The sequence below is a fragment of the Streptomyces sp. NPDC050121 genome (genome assembly GCF_044460385.1).
GTDB classification, from domain to species: domain Bacteria; phylum Actinomycetota; class Actinomycetes; order Streptomycetales; family Streptomycetaceae; genus Streptomyces; species Streptomyces soliscabiei.
The window spans coordinates 92,653-113,411 of the sequence record NZ_JBITJV010000032.1 but is presented as its reverse complement, the minus strand read 5'-3'; the positions used below and the strand labels follow the sequence as shown (position 1 = coordinate 113,411).

At 71.0% G+C, this 20,759-nt stretch carries 11 protein-coding genes and 4 pseudogenes; 7 read left to right on the top strand and 8 right to left on the bottom strand.

Annotation, left to right across the window (positions count from 1 at the left end; translation table 11 throughout):
* Window positions 1-2: 2 nt before the first annotated feature.
* Window positions 3-1,970, bottom strand: a complete 1,968-nt coding sequence (locus ACIBTS_RS36370; RefSeq protein WP_399324954.1) for an acetoacetate--CoA ligase — start codon at window positions 1,968-1,970, stop codon at window positions 3-5.
* 214 nt (window positions 1,971-2,184) lie between these two features.
* On the opposite strand from ACIBTS_RS36370, the gene ACIBTS_RS36365 reads away from it, so the two are divergent.
* Window positions 2,185-4,551: a TIM-barrel domain-containing protein gene (locus tag ACIBTS_RS36365; RefSeq protein WP_399324953.1), complete on the top strand. Its 2,367-nt coding sequence runs from the start codon at window positions 2,185-2,187 to the stop codon at window positions 4,549-4,551.
* A 2-nt stretch (window positions 4,552-4,553) separates the two neighbouring features.
* Here ACIBTS_RS36365 and ACIBTS_RS36360 read toward each other — a convergent pair whose 3' ends face one another.
* Both ACIBTS_RS36360 and ACIBTS_RS36355 read right to left on the bottom strand, forming a co-directional pair.
* Window positions 4,554-5,090 carry an NUDIX domain-containing protein gene (locus ACIBTS_RS36360; RefSeq protein ID WP_399324952.1) on the bottom strand — a complete coding sequence of 179 codons (537 nt, stop codon included), beginning with the start codon at window positions 5,088-5,090 and terminating at the stop codon, window positions 4,554-4,556.
* Between the two features lie 47 nt (window positions 5,091-5,137).
* Entirely contained in the window at window positions 5,138-5,947 is an 810-nt protein-coding gene (locus ACIBTS_RS36355) for a M15 family metallopeptidase (RefSeq protein ID WP_399324951.1), read from the bottom strand.
* Window positions 5,948-6,045: 98 nt separating this feature from the next.
* On the opposite strand from ACIBTS_RS36355, the gene ACIBTS_RS36350 reads away from it, so the two are divergent.
* The 5 genes and pseudogenes from ACIBTS_RS36350 (at window position 6,046) to ACIBTS_RS36330 (ending at window position 11,500) form a co-directional block, all read left to right on the top strand.
* Window positions 6,046-6,471: a Zn-ribbon domain-containing OB-fold protein gene (locus ACIBTS_RS36350; RefSeq protein ID WP_399324964.1), complete on the top strand. Its 426-nt coding sequence runs from the start codon at window positions 6,046-6,048 to the stop codon at window positions 6,469-6,471.
* Window positions 6,468-7,658: a lipid-transfer protein gene (locus ACIBTS_RS36345; RefSeq protein WP_399324950.1), complete on the top strand. Its 1,191-nt coding sequence runs from the start codon at window positions 6,468-6,470 to the stop codon at window positions 7,656-7,658. Before ACIBTS_RS36350 ends, ACIBTS_RS36345 begins: the two co-directional genes overlap by 4 nt.
* Window positions 7,659-7,789: 131 nt before the next feature.
* Window positions 7,790-9,464 (top strand): annotated as a pseudogene (locus ACIBTS_RS36340) (EAL domain-containing protein).
* 427 nt (window positions 9,465-9,891) lie between these two features.
* Window positions 9,892-10,020 (top strand): annotated as a pseudogene (locus ACIBTS_RS36335) (aquaporin family protein); the annotation flags it as partial.
* A gap of 47 nt (window positions 10,021-10,067) precedes the next feature.
* Window positions 10,068-11,500 (top strand): annotated as a pseudogene (locus ACIBTS_RS36330) (FGGY family carbohydrate kinase).
* Between the two features lie 150 nt (window positions 11,501-11,650).
* Here the strand turns inward: ACIBTS_RS36330 and ACIBTS_RS36325 are convergent.
* The 5 genes and pseudogenes from ACIBTS_RS36325 to ACIBTS_RS36305 all read right to left on the bottom strand — a co-directional run bounded on the left by ACIBTS_RS36325 (window position 11,651) and on the right by ACIBTS_RS36305 (window position 19,671).
* Window positions 11,651-12,256, bottom strand: a complete 606-nt coding sequence (locus tag ACIBTS_RS36325) for a GTP-binding protein (RefSeq protein WP_399324949.1) — start codon at window positions 12,254-12,256, stop codon at window positions 11,651-11,653.
* Window positions 12,237-15,892, bottom strand: a pseudogene (locus ACIBTS_RS36320) (hydantoinase B/oxoprolinase family protein). The gene ACIBTS_RS36325 and the pseudogene ACIBTS_RS36320 overlap by 20 nt, the downstream one beginning before the upstream one ends.
* 24 nt (window positions 15,893-15,916) lie before the next feature.
* A complete protein-coding gene (locus ACIBTS_RS36315) occupies window positions 15,917-16,312 on the bottom strand; it encodes a DUF742 domain-containing protein (RefSeq protein WP_399324948.1) in 396 nt (131 codons plus the stop codon).
* A gap of 9 nt (window positions 16,313-16,321) precedes the next feature.
* On the bottom strand, window positions 16,322-16,753 hold the full coding sequence (locus ACIBTS_RS36310) for a roadblock/LC7 domain-containing protein (protein WP_399324947.1): 432 nt from the start codon (window positions 16,751-16,753) through the stop codon (window positions 16,322-16,324).
* Complete coding sequence (locus tag ACIBTS_RS36305) at window positions 16,750-19,671, bottom strand: nitrate- and nitrite sensing domain-containing protein (protein ID WP_399324963.1); 2,922 nt, start codon at window positions 19,669-19,671, stop codon at window positions 16,750-16,752. The genes ACIBTS_RS36310 and ACIBTS_RS36305 overlap by 4 nt, the downstream gene beginning before the upstream one ends.
* 420 nt (window positions 19,672-20,091) lie before the next feature.
* On the opposite strand from ACIBTS_RS36305, the gene ACIBTS_RS36300 reads away from it, so the two are divergent.
* Window positions 20,092-20,733: a hypothetical protein gene (locus tag ACIBTS_RS36300; protein ID WP_399324962.1), complete on the top strand. Its 642-nt coding sequence runs from the start codon at window positions 20,092-20,094 to the stop codon at window positions 20,731-20,733.
* The last annotated feature ends 26 nt before the right edge of the window (window positions 20,734-20,759 follow it).

Genomic DNA, 20,759 nt, shown 5'->3' with positions numbered 1-20,759 from the left:
TCTCAGACTCGCTTGCGGGCGAGGTCTTCGTAGAAGTGCAGGAGTTCCAGGTTGTCGACGGAACCCGGGTTGACGGCCTTTTCCAGTGGGGTGCCCTGGAGGAGGCGTTTGACCGGGACCTCGATGCGTTTTCCGGTGAGGGTGTGCGGGATTCCGGGCACCTCGATGACCTCGTCGGGGACGTGGCGTGGCGAGAGGTGTTCGCGGATGGACTGTTTGATGCGGCCCAGCAGTGCCCCGTCGAGGACAGCCCTGGGCGCGAGGTGCACGAAGAGGGGCATCCAGTAACCGCCGTCGGCCTGTTCGATGCCGATGACCAGGGATTCCTTGATCTCGGGGAGCCGTTCGACGACCTCGTAGATGTCGGCCGAGCCCATGCGCACGCCCTGCCGGTTGAGTGTGGAGTCGGAGCGGCCGTGGATGACGAGGGAGCCGCGCGAGGTGACGGTGATCCAGTCGCCGTGCCGCCATACGCCCGGGTAGGTGTCGAAGTAGCTGTCGTGGTAGCGGCTGCCGTCGGGGTCGTTCCAGAAGCGGACCGGCATCGACGGCATGGGGTTGGTGACGACGAGCTCACCGACCTCGTCGATGACCGGGTGACCGTTCGGGTCCCAGGACTGCAGGTCGGTGCCCAGGCAGGGGGCCTGGAGTTCGCCTGTGTGGACCGGGAGCGTCGGGACCGCCCCGGCGAAGCAGGAACACACGTCCGTGCCGCCGCTGACGGAGGCGATCCACAGGTCGTCGCGGACCTCGTCGTGCAGCCAGCGGAAGCCGTCGGGCGGGAGCGGCGAGCCCGTGGTCGCGACGCACTGGACGCGGGAGAGGTCGAATGCGCGGGCCGGGTGGACCTCCGCCTTGCGGCAGGCCATGACGTACGCCGCCGAGGTGCCGTAGAGGGTGGCGCCCGTGCGTTCGGCGATGCGCCACTGGGCGCACGTGTCGGGGTAACCGGGACTGCCGTCATAGAGGATGATCGTCGTACCGGTCAGGAGACCGGAGACGAGGAAGTTCCACATCATCCAGCCGGTCGAGGTGTACCAGAAGAAACGATCCTCGGGGCCCAGGTCGCAGTGCAGGCCGAGCTGCTTGAGGTGTTCGACCAGGATGCCGCCCTGGGAGTGGACGATGGCCTTGGGCAGGCCGGTCGTGCCGGAGGAGTAGAGCACCCAGAGGGGATGGTCGAAGGGGACCGGTTCGAAGACGGGTTCCTCGTCCGCGGCCGTCAGGGCCGACCAGTCCAGGGCTCCCTGGGGCGGTTCGGTGCCCAGGAGGGGGATGTGGATCACGGCGCGCAGGGTGGGCAGTCCGGCTCGGAGTTCGGCGACGACGTCACGGCGGTCGTGCTCCTTGCCTCCGTAGCGGTAGCCGTCGACGGTGAACAGGACGACGGGTTCGACCTGCTGGAAGCGGTCCAGGACGCTGCGGGCGCCGAAGTCGGGGGCGCAGGAGGTCCAGACGCCGCCCACGGCGGCCGTGGCGAGGAGGGCCACGACGGCCTGCGGGACGTTCGGGAGGTAGCCGCTGACCCGGTCGCCGGGGCGCACGCCGAGGGCGCGCAGTTCGGCCGCCAGCGAGCCGACCTGGCGGCGCAGCTCGGACCAGGTCACCGGACTGGGTTCGTGGGTCTCGTCGACGTACAGCAGGGCCGGTTCCGCCGGACGGGTGGCCGCGGCGCGCAGGGCGTGCTCGGCGTAGTTCAGCGTCGCTCCGGGGAACCACTGGGCGCCGGGCATGGCGCGATTGCCCAGCACGCGCGCGTAGGGTGTCGAAAACCGTACGTCGAACCACTCCGTGACGGCTTTCCAGAACGTCTCCAGCTCGTCGACGGACCAGCGGTGCAGTGCCGGATAGCCGCCTTCGGAGGGGGCTCCGTGTTGCTCGGCCGCCCAGGTCTGGAACTTCGCGACCTGGGTCTGGGCGATGCGCTGCGGATCGGGCCGCCAGAGCGGCTCGGGGTTCACGGTCGGCATGGGGCGGCTCCCGGACTCTGCGCGTCGTGTGCGTCGCCCGCGCACGAGCTGGGGTGGAGCGCGTGACGCGGCTGACACGGACGATGCCATGTGATCGACTTCTGCACCAGGGTGGGTTGCGCACAGTCCGTGTCGTGAAGATGTGGCCCCACCCCGGGTGAACGCAAGTTGAACGACCCGCGCGCGTGGCGCGGTCAGTGACAGGGTGAACAGCATGGACGGTCGTGACCTGGTGCGTTCGATGAAGCGGGTCGGTCCCGCGGGTGCGGGCCGGGGGTTGCGCACGGTGCGGGCCGCGTGGCGCAGGAGGCGCGCCGATGCCACCGGGCTGCCGGTGCGGGGTCCCGAGCGGGCACGGGTGCCGGGTCTCGTGCAGGAGGTGGAGCCGGGACCCGGCGGTGGGACGCTCCGGTTCAGCCGCTCGGAGCTGACGATCCGCGTCGCGGTGAACGGGGCCGTGTTCTGGGGCTGGGACGGTGCCGGGCCGGAGCCGTCGTACGCGCTGGCCGGCCGCTGTCCGGAGCCGGATCCCCGGGCGGTGCTGGAACCGGACAAGGACGGTGGATGGCGGGTCGTCGCCGAGCGGGTGACGGTCGTGGTCTCGCGGCACGGCGCCGTGGAGGTGTGCACGCCGGGAGGCGTGGTGCTGCGCCGTGATCTGCCGCCCCGGTGGTGGGAGCCGCAGGGCGGAGGACCGGCGCGCTGGATGCAGCGCTCGGAGGTCGCGGCCGACGCGCGCTTCTTCGGTCTCGGCGGGCGGGCGTCCGGGCCGCGTCTGCGCGACGGGACGTACCGGCTGTGGAACACGGATCCCGGGCACGCGTTCGATCGCGAGGACGATCCGCTCTACCTCACGATGCCGGTGCAGCTGGTGGTGGCCGACGCGGGCACGCACCTGGTGTTCCACGACACCTCCTGGGACGGCTCGGTCGCGCTGCAGGAGGGCGAGGAGGGAGCCGGCTCGGGACATGACCGGTCCGGTGGGTGCGAGGTGCGGATGGACGGCGGACCGTTGCGCTGCTGGGTGATCGTGGGCACCCCCGCGCGCGTGCTGCTCGCCTGGGCCTCGCTCACCGGGGCGCCGGCGCTGCCGCCCGCGTGGGCGCTCGGACACCATCACGCGCGCTGGGGCTTCGGCAGCGAGCAGGAGGTGCGCCGGATCGTGGCGGGCTATCACGAGCACGGCCTGCCGCTCGACGCGGTCCACCTCGACATCGACCACTACGACGAGCACCGGGTGTTCACCGTCGACGAGGACCGCTTCCCGAAGCTGTCGGTGCTCGCCGAGGAGTTGCGGCGGGACGGGATACGACTCGTGTCGATCGTCGACCCGGCGGTCAAGGCCGCGCCTGGCAACGCCGTGTACGACAGTGGGCTCGCAAAGGACGCGTTCGTGCGGGACGCGTCGGGGCGGCTCGTCGAGGGCGTCGTGTGGCCGGGGGAGGCCGTTTTCCCGGACTTCACGCACGCGCGCGTGCGGCAGTGGTGGGGAGGTCTCTACGCCGAGCGGCTCGCCCAGGGGTTCGCAGGCTTCTGGCACGACATGAACGAGCCGACGTCGTTCGCCGCTTTCGGGGAGTCGACGTTGCCCCGGTCGGCCCGGCACTCCCTGGAGGGGCGCGGTGGTGATCATCGCGAGGCGCACAACGTGTACGGGCTGTGCATGGCCCGGGCGGCCTACGAGGGGCTGCGGGAGCTGGTGGCGGACCAGCGTCCGTTCGTCTTCTCCCGGTCCGGCTGGGCGGGCCTGCAGCGCTACGGCGGCACCTGGTCCGGGGACGTCGCCACGGGCTGGCCGGGACTGCGGGCGTCGCTGTCCCTGGTGATGGGGCTCGGGCTGTGCGGGGTGCCGTATTCGGGGCCGGACGTGGGGGGTTTCGACGGCAGTCCGTCTCCGGAGCTGTATCTGCGCTGGTTCCAGCTGGGCGCGTACCTGCCTCTCTTCCGCACGCATGCGAGTCTGCGGGCGGGACGCCGGGAGCCCTGGGAGTTCGGTCCCGAGGTGTTGGAGCACGCACGCGTGGCGCTCGTCGAGCGTCGGCGGCTGTTGCCGTATTTCATGACGCTGGCGCATCTGGCCCGGCGTACGGGAGCCCCTTATGTGCGCCCGGTGTGGTGGGGAGCGCCCGGTATCCGGGCGTTGCGGGACTGCGAGGACGCGTTCTTGTTGGGTGACTGCCTGCTGGTGGCGCCGGTGCTCGACCCGGGCGCCGACCGACGTGCGGTGCAGCTGCCGCGGGGGCGCTGGTACGACACGGCGACGGGGCGGGCGTACGAGGGACCGGGGCAGGTGCTCGTGGACGCTCCCCTGTCGCGTATTCCGGTGCTCGCGCGCGCGGGTGCCGTCATGCCCGTGCGGGGAGACGACGGCGCTGTGGAGCTGGAGGTGTGGGCGCCGGTCCGGGGGCGGACGGGTGGTGGTCTGGTGGTGCGGGACGCGGGCGACGGCTGGGCGGAGCCGGAGATCGAGCGGTACGTGGCCCGCTGGGAGGGCTCGCGGGTCGTCGTCGAGCAGGAGGGCGAGGACGGCGTGCGCGTGCCGTCCCACCCGGTGCGCATACGCGGGCTCGACGAGCGTTGAGCTCAGATGTAGCGGCCTTCGAAGAACGCCCGCACGGCGTGCGTGTGCAGGGGGAAGGCGAGCTCCTCGGCCCTGCGCAGGAGGTGCCAGCCCTCGGTCTCGTCCGTGGCGGCGGACGTCGGGAGGCGGTCCGCGGGACGCTCCGGAAGGAGCCCGAACAGCAGCAGATGGCCGTCGGGGGAGCTCATGGCGTCGGCCAGCCGCACCTCACGTGGCGTCGCGGCTATGCCGGTCTCCTCCATGAGTTCGCGGACGACTGCCTGCCGCCAGTCCTCACGGTCGTCGATGTAGCCGCCGGGCAGTGCGACGCCCCCGCGCGCGGGGGCGATGGTGCGGGTGATGACGACCAGGGCGGTGCCCTTGGTGTCGTACACCGGCTGGAGTGCGACGGCCACCGGCAGCGGGTTGCGGTAGGCCACGGCGGCGCAGGCCCGACAGGTGCGGGGCCAACCGGTGGCGCCCTCCCCGTAGGGCGATCCGCAGCTCGAACAGTGGGAGTCGCGCGCGGAGTTCGAAGTGGAGTGCAGAGTTTCGGACACGCGGCGGAGCGTATCCGATCTTGGGGAGGGCGTCGTACGGAGGCGGTTCAGTGCTCCCTGGGGAGGGAGCCGGCGGACACGGGGAAGTCGAAGTAGGTGTCCGGATAGGGCTCGGGTTTGAAGGTGTAGTGCCACCACTCCTCGGCGAGGTTCACGAAACCGAGGTGCTCCAGGGTGCTTTTGAGGAGCAGCCTGTTGGCGCGCTGTTCGCCCTGGATGCGCGGGTCGAGGGTGTGGGCGAGGGTGTCGAAGCAGTCGAACCCCGTGCCCATGTCGACCGTGTTGTCGGGGAAGCGTTGCTGTGGTGGGGCGTAGCAGGGAACGAGGGGTTCACCGGGGACATAGGGCCTGGTCGGTGTGGCCGGGAGCCGCACGATGGTGAGGTCCGTCGTCGAGCCGCGGCTGTGACCGGACTTCTCGGCGATGTAGCCGTCCTCGAACAGACGGGATTTGTCGACGTTCGGGTAGAACTCCCCCTTCATGCCCTGGGCGTTCAAGTCCTCCGCCCAGCGGACGAAGTGGTTCACGGCGCGCTGGGGCCGGTAGCAGTCGTACACCTTGAGTGTGTATCCCTGGCGCAGCAGCTTCGTCTGGGCCCGGTGGAGCGCCTCGGCCGCCGACCGGGTGAGGATGCAGATCGGCTGCCGGTAGCCGTCGATGGTCTCTCCGACGAAGGTGTGCGGGGTGACGTAGCGCATCTCCTGAAGGATCGTCGGGTCCACGGTTCTCAGGGTCACGAAGTCCGCGGGGGCCTTGGGGGCGGTGTGGGCCCGCGCGGTGACGGTGGCGGTGGTCACGGCCAGCAGGGCAGCCACTGCGGCGACCACACCGCGTACTGCGCTCGAGAGTCGTGTCATGTCTCCTCCCTGCCCAATTCCGGAGGGGCGTGCCACACTCCTGACGTATCGTCAGATTCCGTGGCCGGGAGGGAACCTTGTCGCGTACACGCACGCCCGTGGTCGCCGGGTGGTTCACCGGGGACGGGGAGGACTTCAGGTTGCTGGGGACGCGCTGTTCGGCATGCGGCTCGGTCTTCTTCCCGCGTGAGGACACGCACTGCCGTAATCCGGGCTGCCGGGGCGGCGCTCTGGAGGAGGTCCCGCTCTCACGACGCGGGCGGGTCTGGTCCTATACGGACAGCCGATACCGTCCTCCGTCACCCTACGTGACCGATCCGGAACTTCCGTGGGACCCGTATGCGTTGATCGCTGTGGAGCTGGAGTCCGAGCGGATCGTGGTGCTGGGACAGGCGGTTCCCGGGGTCACTGTCGCCGATCTGACAGTGGGCATGGAGGTGGAGGTCGTCCCGGGCGTGCTCGACGAGGATGCGGAGACGACCTGGACGACCTGGCGATGGCGGCCGACGGGGGTGGCGGGATGACAGCAGAGGTGGCGGTGCTCGGCGCGGGGATGCATCCGTGGGGCAAGTGGGGGCGCAGTTTCGTCGAGTACGGCGTGACTGCGGCGCGGGCGGCCCTCGCCGACGCGGGCGTGGACTGGCGAGAGGTCGGTTCGATCGTCGGCGCGGACACGGTGCGTGGCGGCTATCCGGGGTACGTGGCCGGGGCGACGTTCGCGAAGGCCCTGGGATGGCAGGGAGCCCGGGTCTCGAGCGTGTACGCGGCGTGCGCGTCGGGGGCGCAGGCGATCAACACGGCCCGGGCCCAGATCCTCGCGGGTCTCGCGGACGTGGTGCTCGTGGTGGGGGCCGACGCGGCCCCCAAGGGCTTCTTCCGTCCGGCCGGCGGGGACCGGCCGGATGACCCCGACTGGCTGCGGTTCCGGATACTCGGCGCGACGAATCCGACGTACTTCGGGCTGTACGCGCGCAGGCGCATGGCGGTGCACGGGGACACACCGGAGGACTTCGCCCAGGTCAAGGTGAAGAACGCGGCCATGGGGGCGTTGAATTTGAACGCGCGCTATCGGAAGCGGGTCACCTCCCAGGAGGTGGCGGCGTCGGCTGTGGTCGCCGATCCGCTCCGGCTGCTGGACATCTGCGCGACCTCGGACGGCGGGGCGGCCCTGGTGCTCTCCAGCATGGCGTTCGCCCGTCGGCACGGGGCGGCGGAACCGGTGCGGATCAGGGCCGTGTCCACCGTCACGCCCCGTTACCCCAACACAGTGCTGGACCTGCCGGACATGGCGACCGATTCCGCGTCGGCGGCGGAGCCGGCTGGTGAGACCTTCCGGGCCTCGATCGCCCGAGCCGCCTACGAAGAGGCGGGCATCGGTCCCGAGGACCTGTCCCTGGCCGAGGTCTACGACCTGTCCACCGCCCTGGAGTTGCAGTGGTACGAGGACCTGGGGCTGTGCGGCGACGGTGAGGCCGCCAAACTGCTGCGGGACGGAGCGACGGCTCCCGGTGGCCGTATACCGGTGAACACGAGCGGAGGACTTGCCTCCTTCGGCGAGGCGGTGCCGGCGCAGGCGATCGCCCAGGTCTGCGAGGTCACCTGGCAGCTACGGGGAGAGGCGGGAGACCGCCAGATACCGGGCGCGCGCGTGGCCGTCACGGCGAACCAGGGGCTGTTCGGGCATGGTTCGGCGGTGGTCGCCGTACGGTGAGCGGAAGGGAGCCCTCGGCGTGACACGGCCGTCCAGCCGACCTTTCACACACACTGCGATCGCCCCAAAATCCTGCGTGAACGTCTCATGAACTGCGCCTGGGCGCGCGCCCGCAGCGCCATCATGCTCCCGTGCACTCCTGGACGGACACTCTCCGCTTCGCCTTCCAGCCGGTGGTCAACCTGACCACCGGAGGGGTCGTGGGGCTGGAGATACTTGCCCGCCCCGAGGCCGGCGACATCCTGGCACGGGCTCGCCGGGAGCCGGAACTCGACGGCCGGCTGGCCGTGTTGGCGGTTCGCGCGGCGGTTCGCAAGGAGACCCTGCTGCCCCTGCACGTGAACGTCTTCGCCAGCACCCTCGCCGATCTCGGCGGGCTCACCGCGCTGCACGACGCCGTGCGCGAGGCAGGGCGGCTGCCGTGGGAGGTGACGCTGGACGTCGTCCCGCCCTACACGCACGTCCCCCAGCGCGCGCTCCTGGACGCCGTGGACGCACTTCGGGGCCACGGCTTCCGGATCAGCGCGGACGGGGTCGGGGACGGGGACGCACCCCTGCGGCTGCTCGTCGACATCGCGCCGGACCTGGTGAAGCTCGACGCCTCACTCCTGGCACGGCCCGCGGCGGTACGCGCGATGCGGACCCTGTGCGACGAGCTGAAGGCGTTCCTGGTCGTCGAGGGCGTGGAGACCGAACTGCAGTGCGCGGCCGCGCTGTCGGCGGGGGCACAGCTGGCGCAGGGTGCACTGTTCGCACCGCCCAGCCGCTTGCCCGCCGCCGACGTGTACGTTCCGCCCCTCGGCCGCGGCCCTGCACCGGCGCCCCCGTCGGGGCCCTCGGTGCGGGAGTTCGTGCGACCGGCCGCGCTGCTGCCGGCGACCGCCTCCGCCGGACAGGTACGGGCGCTGCTCACCGGGTCCCCGGATGTGTCCGGGGTGCTGCTCGTGGACCGCGAGGGGGTTCCGGTCCGCTCGGTGCACCGGTCGCGCTTCCTGCTGTCGATGTCGGGGCGCTACGGCCACGCCCTGTACGCGGACCGCCCTGCGGCCAGACTGGGCGATCCACCGCGGACGGTGGGGGCGGACGCGACGGCCTGGGAGGTACTGGACGTGGTCGCGGTCGGCGACCGGGACCGCGCCTCCGACGATGTGGCCGTCGTCGACCACAGCGGGCGATGCATAGGCGTGGTCCGGCTCGCGGACCTCGTCCGGGCGCTGGCCGAGACCCGGGTCGAGGAGGCGGCCGGGCTCAATCCGCTGACCCGGCTGCCCGGTTCGGACGCGATCACCGGGGAGGTGGACCGGCGGATCGCGGAGGGGCGGACGTTCGCGTTGAGCTGGCTGGACATCGACCACTTCAAGCAGGTCAACGACGAGGCCGGGTTCGTGGCGGGTGACGAGCTGATCCGGTCGGTGGGAGCGGCTCTGCGGATCGCGGTGACAGGGCATGCGCGCTGGGGACAGCACGCGCGCGTGGGGCACATCGGTGGGGACGACTTCCTGGTGCTGGCCGATCCGGAAGGCCTGGATCCGCTGGCGGCCTCCGTGCTGGACGCGCCCTGGTCGGCAGGCGGACGGCCGGTCACGCTGTCGCTGGCCACGGTCCTGTGCCGGCCGGGCAGCGTGAGCGATCACCGGCAGGCGGCGGCGTGTCTGGCGCCCTTGAAGAAGGCTGCGAAGTCGTTGAGCGGCGCGAGTTGGGTGATGGGGCCACGCCGGGCTGGCCGGATGCGAGATCCGGCGCGGTTCGCAGCCGATGGCTCCCGCGGGTACGGGCGCGGTCGGGGCGGAGCCCGGGATGAACTGACCTGACGGTCGGGAGCTCACACTAGGCGGCCGGGCCGTGGAAGCCGCCCCCGGTTCTGGGCTCGGATGGGCGCCCTCTCCCCCCGGGTGCCCGCGCCCCCAGGCGTCGGCTTCCATGGTCCGTGCTGCACACCCCCCAACCGTTGCTGTCGGCCTCCTTGACGCTCTCTGGGCACCGGTGAACACTTCCCGGTGTCAGCCGACATCGCCGTACATTCTCGGCGTATCCAGGCGCGCGCCAGGGGGCTCCCCGACGGAAGTCCTGCTCCCCCACAGGCGATTCGGCTACGACGGCACGCTCGTCACGGACGCCGGGTGGGGCGCGGGATCTCCCTGCCCCGGCCGAAGCAGCCACGGGAACCGCACCCTGCACGGAGCACCGGGGTCGATCCGCCTCGGACCGGGCCAAGGAGCCGCCATGAGCAACGCGCATCGTGCACACCTTCCTGCCCATCCCGAACAAGGGCACCTCGGACTGGGGTTACGCCTGGATCCCGGTCGTGGGTCCGCTCGTCGGCGGAGCGCTCGCGGGGCTCCTCTACAACGCGGCCTTCTGATCGTCCGACACCCGTGCAGCCTTCTCAACCCAGCCCAAGGGGTAGCCATGACGGACAACGCCGAGAAGTACGTCGCCGCAATCGACCAGGGCACCACCTCCAGCCGCTGCATCGTCTTCGACCACCACGGCGCGATCGTCGCCGTCGACCAGCGTGAGCACCGTCAGATCTTCCCCAAACCGGGCTGGGTGGAGCACGACGCCACCGAGATCTGGTCCAAGGTGCAGGCGGTGGTCGCCGGGGCGCTCGCCAAAGCCGGGCTGCGCGCCGATCAGATCAGCGCCCTCGGCATCACCAATCAGCGCGAGACGACCGTCCTGTGGGACCGCGCCACGGGCAAGCCGGTGCACAACGCGATCGTGTGGCAGGACACACGTACGGCGGCGCTCTGCGCTCAGCTGGGCGGATCCGACGGGCCGGACCGATTCCGTGAGCAGACCGGGCTGCCGTTGGCCAGCTACTTCTCGGGGCCCAAGGCGGCCTGGCTGCTGGACAACGTGCCGGGCCTGCGAGCGCGCGCCGAGCGCGGCGAGATCGCCTTCGGCACCATCGACTCATGGCTCATCTGGAACCTCACCGGAGGCACCGACGGCGGCCGGCACGTCACCGATGTCACCAACGCCGGACGCACCATGCTGATGAACCTGGAGACCCTCCAGTGGGACACCTCCATCCTGTCCGCGATGAACGTGCCGGAGGCCGTCCTGCCGGAGATCAGGTCCTCCGCCGAGGTGTACGGCACTGCGGTCGGCCAACCACGTACGGGACGGGGAGTTTCCTGCTGCTCAACACCGGTAACCGGCCGGTGGCCTCGAAGAGCGGGCTGTTGACGACGATGGGGTACAAGATCGGCGGTGAGGTGCCCGTCTACTGCCTGGAGGGTTCGATCGCCGTAACGGGTGCGCTCGTGCAGTGGTTCCGGGACCAGCTCGGCATCATCCGTACGGCTGACGAGATCGAGAGCCTGGCGGCGAGCGTCGACGACAACGGCGGCGCGTACATCGTGCCCGCGTTCTCGGGGCTGTTCGCGCCGTACTGGCGCTCCGACGCGCGCGGCGTCGTCACCGGACTCACCCGCTACGTCACGAAGGCCCACCTCGCACGGGCGGTGCTCGAGGCGACGAGCTGGCAGACGCGCGAGGTCGTGGACGCCATGTTCCAGGACTCCGGGGTGCGGATCACCACCCTGAAGGTGGACGGGGGCATGACCAAGAACAACCTGCTGATGCAGCATCAGGCGGACGTGCTCGGCGTGCCCGTGATCCGGCCGCGGGTCTCCGAGACGACCTGCCTGGGCGCGGCGTACGCGGCGGGCCTGGCCACCGGCGTGTGGAACGACCTCGACGAGCTCAAGACGCACTGGCAGAAGGACGCCGAGTGGTCTCCGTCGATGGAGGCGTCGGTGCGCGACCGCGAGTACCACAACTGGCGCAAGGCCGTGGAGAAGAGCTTCGGCTGGCTGCAGGACGGTGAAGGCTAGGGCGTGCACGTGCGGCTGATCCACTGCACGCGCGCGTGTGTCTCGCTTGTGCCACACACGCGTGCGGCTCCTCGCGCCGCGCTTCCCCCTGAACCACGGCCCGTACCCCGGTCGGCGGGGGTACGGGCCGTGCCGGTCGGCGGCCGTCCCTCAGGTGGTGACGGCCTCGCGACGTTCGGCGCCGTAGTCCATCGCGTGCTGGACCACGCCGACCAGCACGTCCCGGACCGACCTTCGGTCACGGGCGTCGCACAGCACCACCGGTACGCCGTCGTCGAGGTCGAGGGCCTGGCGCACGTCTGCCTCCGGGTACCGGGCGGCTCCCTCGAAGCAGTTGACGGCGATGAGGAAGGGGATGGAGCGCCGTTCGAAGTAGTCGACGGCGGCGAAGCAGTCCCCCAGGCGGCGGGTGTCGGCGAGCACGATGGCGCCGAGCGCGCCCTCGGAGAGCTCGTCCCACATGAACCAGAACCGTTCCTGGCCGGGCGTCCCGAACAGGTACAACACCAGATCCTCGCGCAGGGTGATGCGGCCGAAGTCCATGGCGACGGTGGTGGTGTGCTTGCCCTCGACGCCGGTGGTGTCGTCGACCGGGCGGCCGGCCTCGGTGAGGTACTCCTCGGTGCGCAGCGGCTTGATCTCGCTGACGGCGCCGACCAGAGTGGTCTTGCCCACGCCGAAGCCGCCGGCCACCAGGATCTTGAGCGTGACGGGCTCGACCGGGGGCTTGCCGCGCTCAGAACGCCCGGAGATCATCGATCACTTCTCCTGCTTGATGGCTTGACTGGGGGTGTGGGGCGGCGGGCCGTAGCCTCCGCCTCCAGGGGTCTCGATGACGAGTACGTCGCCGGGGCCGACGTCCACGGAGTCGCTGCCGCCGAGCCGGACCACCGTGCCGTCCGCGCGTTCCACCCGGTTGGCGCCCAGCGCGCCGGGGGCGCCTCCCGCGAGACCGTACGGGGGGACTCGGCGGTGCTGGGACAGGGTGGAGACGGTCATGGGCTCGTGGAACCGGATGCGGCGGACCGCACCGTCCCCACCACGCCATCGCCCCGCCCCTCCGCTGCCCGGCCGGACCGCGAACTCCTCGAGTCGGACGGGCAGCCGCCACTCGAGGACTTCGGGGTCGGTCAGCCGGGAGTTGGTCATGTGGGTCTGGACCACGCTCGCGCCGGGGAAGCCGTCACCCGCGCCGGATCCGGAGGCGACGGTTTCGTAGTACTGGTGGCGTTCGTTGCCGAAGGTGACGTTGTTCATGGTGCCGGAACCCTCGGCCTGGACACCGAGGGCAGCGTAGAGGGCGCCGGTGATCGCCTGGGAGGTCTCCACATTCCCGGCCACGACGGCGGCGGGCGGTTCGGGCGCGAGCAGGGAACCGGGCGGCACGACGATCCTCAGGGGGCGCAGGCAGCCGTCGTTGAGCGGGATGTCGTCGGCGACCAGGGTCCGGAAGACGTACAGGACGGCCGCGTTGACGACGGAATAAGGCGCGTTGAAGTTGGTGGTCAGCTGCGGTGAGGTGCCGGTGAAGTCGACGGTCGCGCAGCGGTTCTCGCGATCCACGCGCACGCGTACCCGGATGACGGCGCCCGAGTCGGTCTCGTAGGCGTAGGCGCCGTCGTCCAGGGCGTCGATGACGCGGCGCACGGCTTCCTCCGCGTTGTCCTGGACGTGCCTCATGTAGGCCTGTACGACGTCGAGCCCGAAGTCCTCGATCATGCGGGCCACCTCGTCGACGCCCTTGTGGTTGGCGGCGATCTGGGCGCGGAGGTCGGCGAGGTTGGTCCGGGGATTGCGCGAGGGGTACGGCGCTTCGGTGAGGAGACGGAGGGTCTCCTCTTCGCGGAATCGGCCGTTCTGCGCCAGCAGCCAGTTGTCGAAGAGGATGCCCTCCTCCTCGATGGTGCGACTGTCCGCCGGCATGGACCCGGGGGCGATGCCGCCGATCTCGGCGTGATGGCCGCGCGAGGCGACGTAGAAGAGGAGCTCTTGCTCACTCTCCGTGACTTCGGCCTGCTCGGCCGTGCCGGCGCCGAAGACGGGGGTGATCACCGTGACGTCCGGGAGGTGTGTGCCCCCGTGGTAGGGGTCGTTGACCGCGTAGGTGTCGCCGGGGCGCATGGAGGTGCCGCGGCGGCGGATGACCTCCTTGACGCTCGTCCCCATCGATCCCAGGTGGACGGGGATGTGCGGGGCGTTGGCCACCAGGTTCCCGTCGGGGTCGAAGAGGGCGCAGGAGAAGTCGAGGCGCTCCTTGATGTTGACGGACTGGGCTGTGGACTCCAGTCGGGCGCCCATCTGTTCGGCAATGGACATGAAGAGGTTGTTGAAGACTTCAAGGAGAACCGGGTCGACTTTTGTGTCGAGATCGGAACTCTGCGTAATCGCCGCGCGTTCCATGACCAGATGCCCGTCGTGGCTCGTCGTGGCCTCCCAGCCGTCGTCGACCACGGTGGTGGCACTGGCCTCGGTGATGATCGCGGGGCCGGTGACGGTCTCGCCGGGAGGGAGGTCCTCGCGGCGGTGGAGGGGGACGTCGCGCCAGGCGCCGCCGGTGTGGAGGCGGACGGTCCGGGGTGCGGCGGTGTGGCCTTCGTACGGGGCGAGGGCGGACAGATCGGGGGGTTCGGTGATGCCAGTGGCTTCCACGGAGAGTGCCTCGACGACGATCGGGCGGTCGAGCGTGAAGGAGTACGTGGCGCGATGACGTTCTTCGAAAGCCCGCCTCATCACGGCGGGTTCGGTGAGTTCGACGGTGAGGGCGGTGTCGGTGCCGTCGTAGCGGAGCTGCGCACGGCGGGTGATGCGGACGCGGTCATCGGGGATGTCCTCGGCGCGCAGTTCCGCGCGGGCCGCCGCTTCCAGATCGTCGGCGGTCTTGAGGATCGCGGGCAGTGCGGCGGCCTCCAGGGGCGCTTCCACGGACTGTTCGCGCATGGCCGTCGTGTCGGCGAGTCCGATGCCGAGCGCGGACAGCACGCCCGCCATGGGGGGCACGAGCACGGTACGGATGCCGAGGAAGTCGGCGACCCTGCACGCGTGCTGTCCGCCCGCACCACCGAAGGTGGTGAGGGCGTAGCGGGTGACGTCGTGGCCCTTCTGGACGGAGATCCGCTTCACCGCGCCCGCGATGTTGGCGACGGCGATCTGCAGGAAGCCCTCCGCGACCTGCTCCGGCGTGCGGTCGTCGCCGGTCTGCTCATGGATCTCGCGCGCGAGGGCGGTGAAGCGGTCGCGTACCAGGGCGTCGTCGAGCGGCTGATCGCCGTCGGGCCCGAACACCTTCGGAAAGTGGGCGGGTTGGATGCGGCCGAGCATCACGTTGGCGTCGGTGACGGCGAGCGGGCCGCCGCCGCGGTAACAGGCCGGCCCGGGGACCGCGCCGGCCGAGTCCGGTCCCACCCGGTAGCGGGAGCCGTCGAAACGGAGGACGGATCCGCCGCCCGCGGCGACGGTGTGGATGTCCAGCATCGGGGCGCGCAGCCGTACGCCCGCGATCTGCGTGGTGAAGACGCGTTCGTACTCGCCCGCGTAGTGGGAGACGTCCGTGGAGGTGCCGCCCATGTCGAAGCCGATGACCCGGTCGAAACCCGCGAGCTGGGACATCCTGGCCATGCCGACGATGCCGCCCGCGGGCCCGGACAGGATGGCGTCCTTGCCCCGGAACTGGCTCGCCTCGGCAAGACCTCCGTTGGACTGCATGAACATCAGTCGCACACCGTGCAGCTCGTCGGCGACGCGCCGGACGTAGCGGCGCAGCACGGGCGACAGGTAGGCGTCGACGACGGCCGTGTCCCCGCGCGGGACGAGCTTCATGAGCGGGCTGACCTCGCTGGACAGCGAGATCTGCGCAAAGCCCGTGCGGGCGGCGAGCTGCCCGACGGCCTGTTCGTGGGCGGGGTGGAGATAGCTGTGCATGCACACGACGGCGACGGCCCTGATCCCGTCTTCGTACGCCTCCCGCAAAGGTCCCGCGAGGGCGTCCAGGTCCGGGGCGCGCAGGACGCTGCCATCGGCGGCGATGCGCTCGTCGACCTCCAGGATCCGCTCGTACAGCAGCTCCGGGAGCTCGATCCGGCGGGCGAAGATGTGGGGGCGGTTCTGGTAGGCGATGCGCAGCGCGTCGCGGAACCCGCGGGTGATGACGAGCAGCGTGCGCTCGCCCTTGCGTTCCAGCAGCGCGTTGGTCGCGACCGTCGTGCCCATGCGGACGGTCTCGACGGGGTCCGGTGCCCCGGCCAGGAGGGCGCGGACTCCGGCGACCGCCGCGTCGGCGTACCGCGCCGGGTTCTCCGACAGCAGTTTGTGCGTCAGCAGCCGGCCGTCGGGGCGGCGCGCGACGATGTCGGTGAAGGTGCCGCCCCGGTCCACCCAGAACTGCCAGCCGGTCACGTCCTCACCTCGCTTCCGCGCTGCTCACAGCGCTCGGAGGCCGTTGATCACGTCGCGCAGAATACTCTCGTCGGGCAGTTCGGCAGGGGGGACCGGTCGGTTCACATGGACGAAATCCGCGTCCACGAGGTCTCCGATGAGGACCCGCACCACTCCGATGGGCAGGTTGAGTCCGGCGGCGAGTTCGGCGACCGACTGCGGTGCGTCCTGGCACAGCTCCACGATGCCCACATGCTCCGGGGACAGCCCGGGATCCTGTTCCGCCTCGTCGGCGTGGGACTCGGCCACGACCACCGCGATCAGATCCAGGCGGTGCTGCATCGCACTGGTGGTACGGCCGCGCGTCATGGCGTACGGACGCACGACCGGTCCGGCCTCGTCGTCGAACCAGCGGCTGTTTCCCTGACCGTCTGTGCTCATGCCATCCCACTACCCGCCCGAGGGCAGATCGGTGCGCGGGGTGGTGCCCAGATGTACGCCGACCCGCTTGACGAGGAGCGTCATCTCGTACGCTACCTGCCCCACGTCCGAGTCCGCGTCCGAGAGGACGGCGAGGCAGCTGCCGTCACCGGCGGCCGTGACGAACAGAAAGGCGTCATCGAGTTCGACGACAGTCTGGCGGACGCTGCCGGCCTCGAAGTGGCGACCGACGCCCTTGGCGAGGCTGTGGAAGCCGGAGGCGACGGCGGCCAGGTGCTCGCCGTCCTCCCGGGACAGGTCCTTGGACACGCCGGTCGGCAGGCCGTCGCCGGAGAGGACGACGGCCTTGCGGATGCTGGCGACACGGTCGACGAGTTCGTCGAGGAGCCAGTTGAGCTCGCCGTTGGTGGTGCTGTGGCCGGTCGTCTTCGGTGCGGTCATCGACCGTCCCCCTTTGTCGTTCCTTGTGGTGCTGTGCCGCTGTGGGCGTCGTCGCCCGCGGCGTTCTCTACACGGCCACGCTGCCAGCCCCGCTGGAGCGAGGCCATGCGGCTGCGTACCTCGTCGGCGTCCCGATCCGCGGGGTCGGCACGGTTCTCGGTGCGCGGATCCGGGCCTTGCCGAAGTTGCGGGGCCAGGTTCGCCTGGCGCACGCGCCGTGGCAGCGCTCGGGTGCCGGAGCCGTTGTCATGAGGCGCGGTTCCTGGGTTCCGGGTGCCGCTGCCCCAGTCACCGGCCTGTGCGCTCCCGTGCGTCCCGGCGGCCTCGGTCGCAGCGCGCCCGGCCGTGTCGTCGGGGCCGGTGGGCAGCGCAGGGGTCTGCCGGCTGCGCCGTGGGAGGACTGGAGGCTGGGACTGCTCGTCTGCATCGCGCCCGGGGTGTTCCGGCAGTGCGGGCCGCTCGACGGGGCCGCCGTTGCGGGGGATCTGTGCCGTGGTGCCGCGGCGGCGGGACGGCAGAGGCGCCGGGCCTTCGCCCTCCACACGGCGGGGGCCGGGCCTGGCGGGGGGCTCTGTGTCCGTCTCCGCCCGCCGGGGCCGCTGGTCCGTGACCGGGCGCCCGTGCGAGCTGACCAGCTTGGGCGTGCGCGAACCGGGCAGCAGCGGTACCGGGGCGGCCGGGTCGTCACTGACCGCCGCCTCGGGGTCGCCGAGGCCGTCGGGCAGCCTGCGGTGCTGGTCGAAGGCACCGGCGGCCGGCTCGTCCTCAGCACGGGTGAGGGAGCGGCGCGGACGGAACAGGCCGCCGTGCTCGTCGTCCTCCTCCAGCGCGGCCGGGAAACCTCCGAGGGCGTCCAGGTCGACGGGGGCCTCCAGCTCGACGGGACCGTCGAGCATCGAGGCGGGCAGGCCGGGAAGCTGCACCGAGGCCGCGGAGAGCGCGGCCCTGCGGGTCTCCCCGGACTCCGGCTCCTTCGGGGGCCGGGGGCGGTCGAGGCGGAAGCCGATGCCGTTGGTGTCGGGGACGTCGTCGGTCAGCAGTGCGTCGGGGATGAAGACGATGGCGGTCGTCCCCCCGTACGGCGAGGGCTGCAGGGAGACGCGGACGTTCTGCCGCTGGGCGAGCCGGCTGACCACGAACAGCCCGAGGCGGTCGGTGTCGGACAGCTCGAATTCCGGTGTCTCGGCGAGCCGGAGGTTGGCCTCCAGGAGAGCCTCGGGCGCCATGCCGAGGCCGCGGTCGTGGATCTCGAGGGTGAAACCGTTGGCGACCCGGTCGCCGAACACCTGGACGGCGGTGTGCGGCGGGGAGAACACCGTGGCGTTCTCCAGGAGTTCGGCCACCAGGTGGGTGAGGTCGGCGACGGCCGGGCCGGTCGCCGCAAGGCGGGGCAGGCGGCGGACCTCGATGCGTTCGTAGTCCTCGACCTCGGCGACCGCGGCGCGCACGATGTCCATCAGCTGAACGGGCTTGCGCCACTGCCGGGAGGGGGCCGCGCCGGAGAGGATCACCAGACCCTCGGCGTGTCGGCGCATGCGGGTGGTGAGGTGGTCGAGGCGGAAGAGGTCGGCGAGTTCCTCGGTGTCCTCGGTGCGACGCTCCATGGTGTCGAGCAGGGTGAGCTGCTTGTGCAACAGGACCTGGCTGCGGCGGGCGAGGTTGACGAAGACCTCGGAGACGCCGGCCCGCAGCTCGGCCTGTTTGACGGCGGCCTCGACGGCGGCGCGCTGGAGGGTGTTGAGGGCCTGGCCGACATCGCCCATCTCGTTCTTGTCGTACTCCAGCCGCGGAACCTCGGTCTCCACGTCGACCTGCTCGCCCGCGGACAGGCGGCGCATCACGCTGGGCAGCCGCACACCGGACGCCTCATGGGCCTCCAGCCGAAGCTGACGCAGGTCGCGGATGAGGCCGCGGCCGATGCGCACGGACAGGACGAGGGAGACGAGCAGGGCGATCAGCCCGAAGACACCGGCGACGACCGCCTTGACGATGACCTCCGTCGCCACCGGACCGACACGGTCCTGATAGCGGTCGTTGGCCTGCTCGTCCAGGGTGCCGAGTTCGTCGAGGACGTTTCCGGCCGCGGTGTCCCAGTTCCGGGCGCTGACGCCTCGGGGCAGGCCGCCGGGCGTGGTGGCGACGACAGCCTGTTCCACCGTCCGCAGCGGGGCGGTGGTGGCGTTCTTCCAGAAGCTCTCGTAGCGTTCGCGCTCCGCGGTGGGCAGTTGGGCGAGGCTGATGTCGTAGACCACTCCCCGCTGAGCCGCAAGGTCGGAGACGTCGCGGATCTCCTCGCGGCTCAACTTGCCCACGACCAGGGCGGAGCCGAGCAGGGCATCCTCCTGGGAGAGCAGTTCACGGGCGCGGGCGACGCCGACGAGCGCCCGGTACTGCTTGTCCATCTCCACGCTGTCGACCACGTCCATCTTCGCCAACAGGGCGTAGCAAGGGTCGATCAGCTGGGTGTAGAGGTCGAGGGCCTGGGCTCGGGTGACGGTGCCCTCCTCGACGCTGCGCCGCAGGGAGTCGACGCCGTCGAAGGCGTCGAGGACCGCGGTCAGGCCCTCGCCGTCCTCCTGGTCGAGGACGTCGCGTACGTCGGGGTCCCGGGCGTTCCCTCGGATCTCGGCGAGTGCCTCGTCGGTGGCAGTCCGGGTGCGGCGCAGCGCGGACAGCGCGTCGGAGGCACGGGGGTCGGCAAGGTAGACGAGGGTCTGGCGGCGTTCCTGCTGGACGACGCGGACGGTGTCCTCGATGGGGTAGCCGACCTTCTCGACGAGGGACGACATGGTGAACAGACGGCTCGCCTCACGTCCCGTGAGCACCGTGGCGAAGCCCCAGATCGCGGTCAGGGAAACCAGCGGCACGAGGAGCAGCGCCACGATCTTCCGGCGGATCGACTTCCCGCGAAAGCGCATGGCCTCCCCCAGCTCGAACCCCCACCGACAGGGGGTACGCATGTGCGTCAACAAACGGCGCGAGCCTACTACCGACACACAGGTAACTCGAAGAGCGGTCCGGAAGCTGAACTTCCGTACCGAGGGCGAGACATGGTGTGTTGTCCGGGCATTGTGGGAGATTGCCTCCCCGAATCCGGTGCGCGACTCCAGGCCGGATCCGACCGGCTCTGCAAACGAGTTGGCCAGATTTTTTCGCAACGCGGGAACATTCGGGGCAGGTCGTTCGTCCTACTCATTGGGAATTGGGGGCGGAATCGGCCACACGAGCCGTATGCCGCACCTGGGCGGCGTAATTCAGCGCAAGCCGGGCAGCCACTGGGGAGCCGGGTCTTCGACCCGGAGGCGAGCGGACTGCTGGCGGTGGGGAGTGACACGGTGATGGGCACGGCGGAGCGGCGTGAGGCACCCGAGGACGGCGCGGCGGCGCGCGGTACCGCGCTGCGGGATCCCGAGGCACGGGATCGCGACATTCCGGCGAACAGGCATATGACAGCGGAGCGGCGTGACGGTTCGACGGGCACGCGAGGGTCGGCCGACCGCGGCGTCCCGGCGGCCGCGAAGTCCGTCGGTGCGAAGCGAGAGGGCGCCCGGCAGCCCGGTGCGGCCGCCTCGGGGCAACAGCGGGCGGCCTACCGGCCGTTGTGGGTGGAGGAGCCCGCACGTCGACGCCGAATGCCCGACCCGGTGCGTACGGCGGCCGTGCGTGCGGTGCTCCTCATCGCCGTGACACTGATTCAGGCGATGGTCGCCTTCCTGTGCACACTCGCCGGATCCTGGCTGGCCTTCCCGATGGTGATCAGCGGTGTGGTCAGCACGGTGCTGGCCACCTGGGGCGCGCTGGACGTCTGGGTGACGCGGCAGGTGTGGAACCAGCGCAACGGCGTGGTGTCGACACCGAGCAGCACGGCGCGTTCGTTGCGCCGCGAGCGCCGCCGGGCGCGACGGCAGGCACGGGTGGCCGAACGCCGGCAGGAGCGGATACGCAGGCAGAGCGGCACCGGGCAGCTGTCCCACTCCTGAAGCCGGCCGACGCGTCCCTGAAGCGA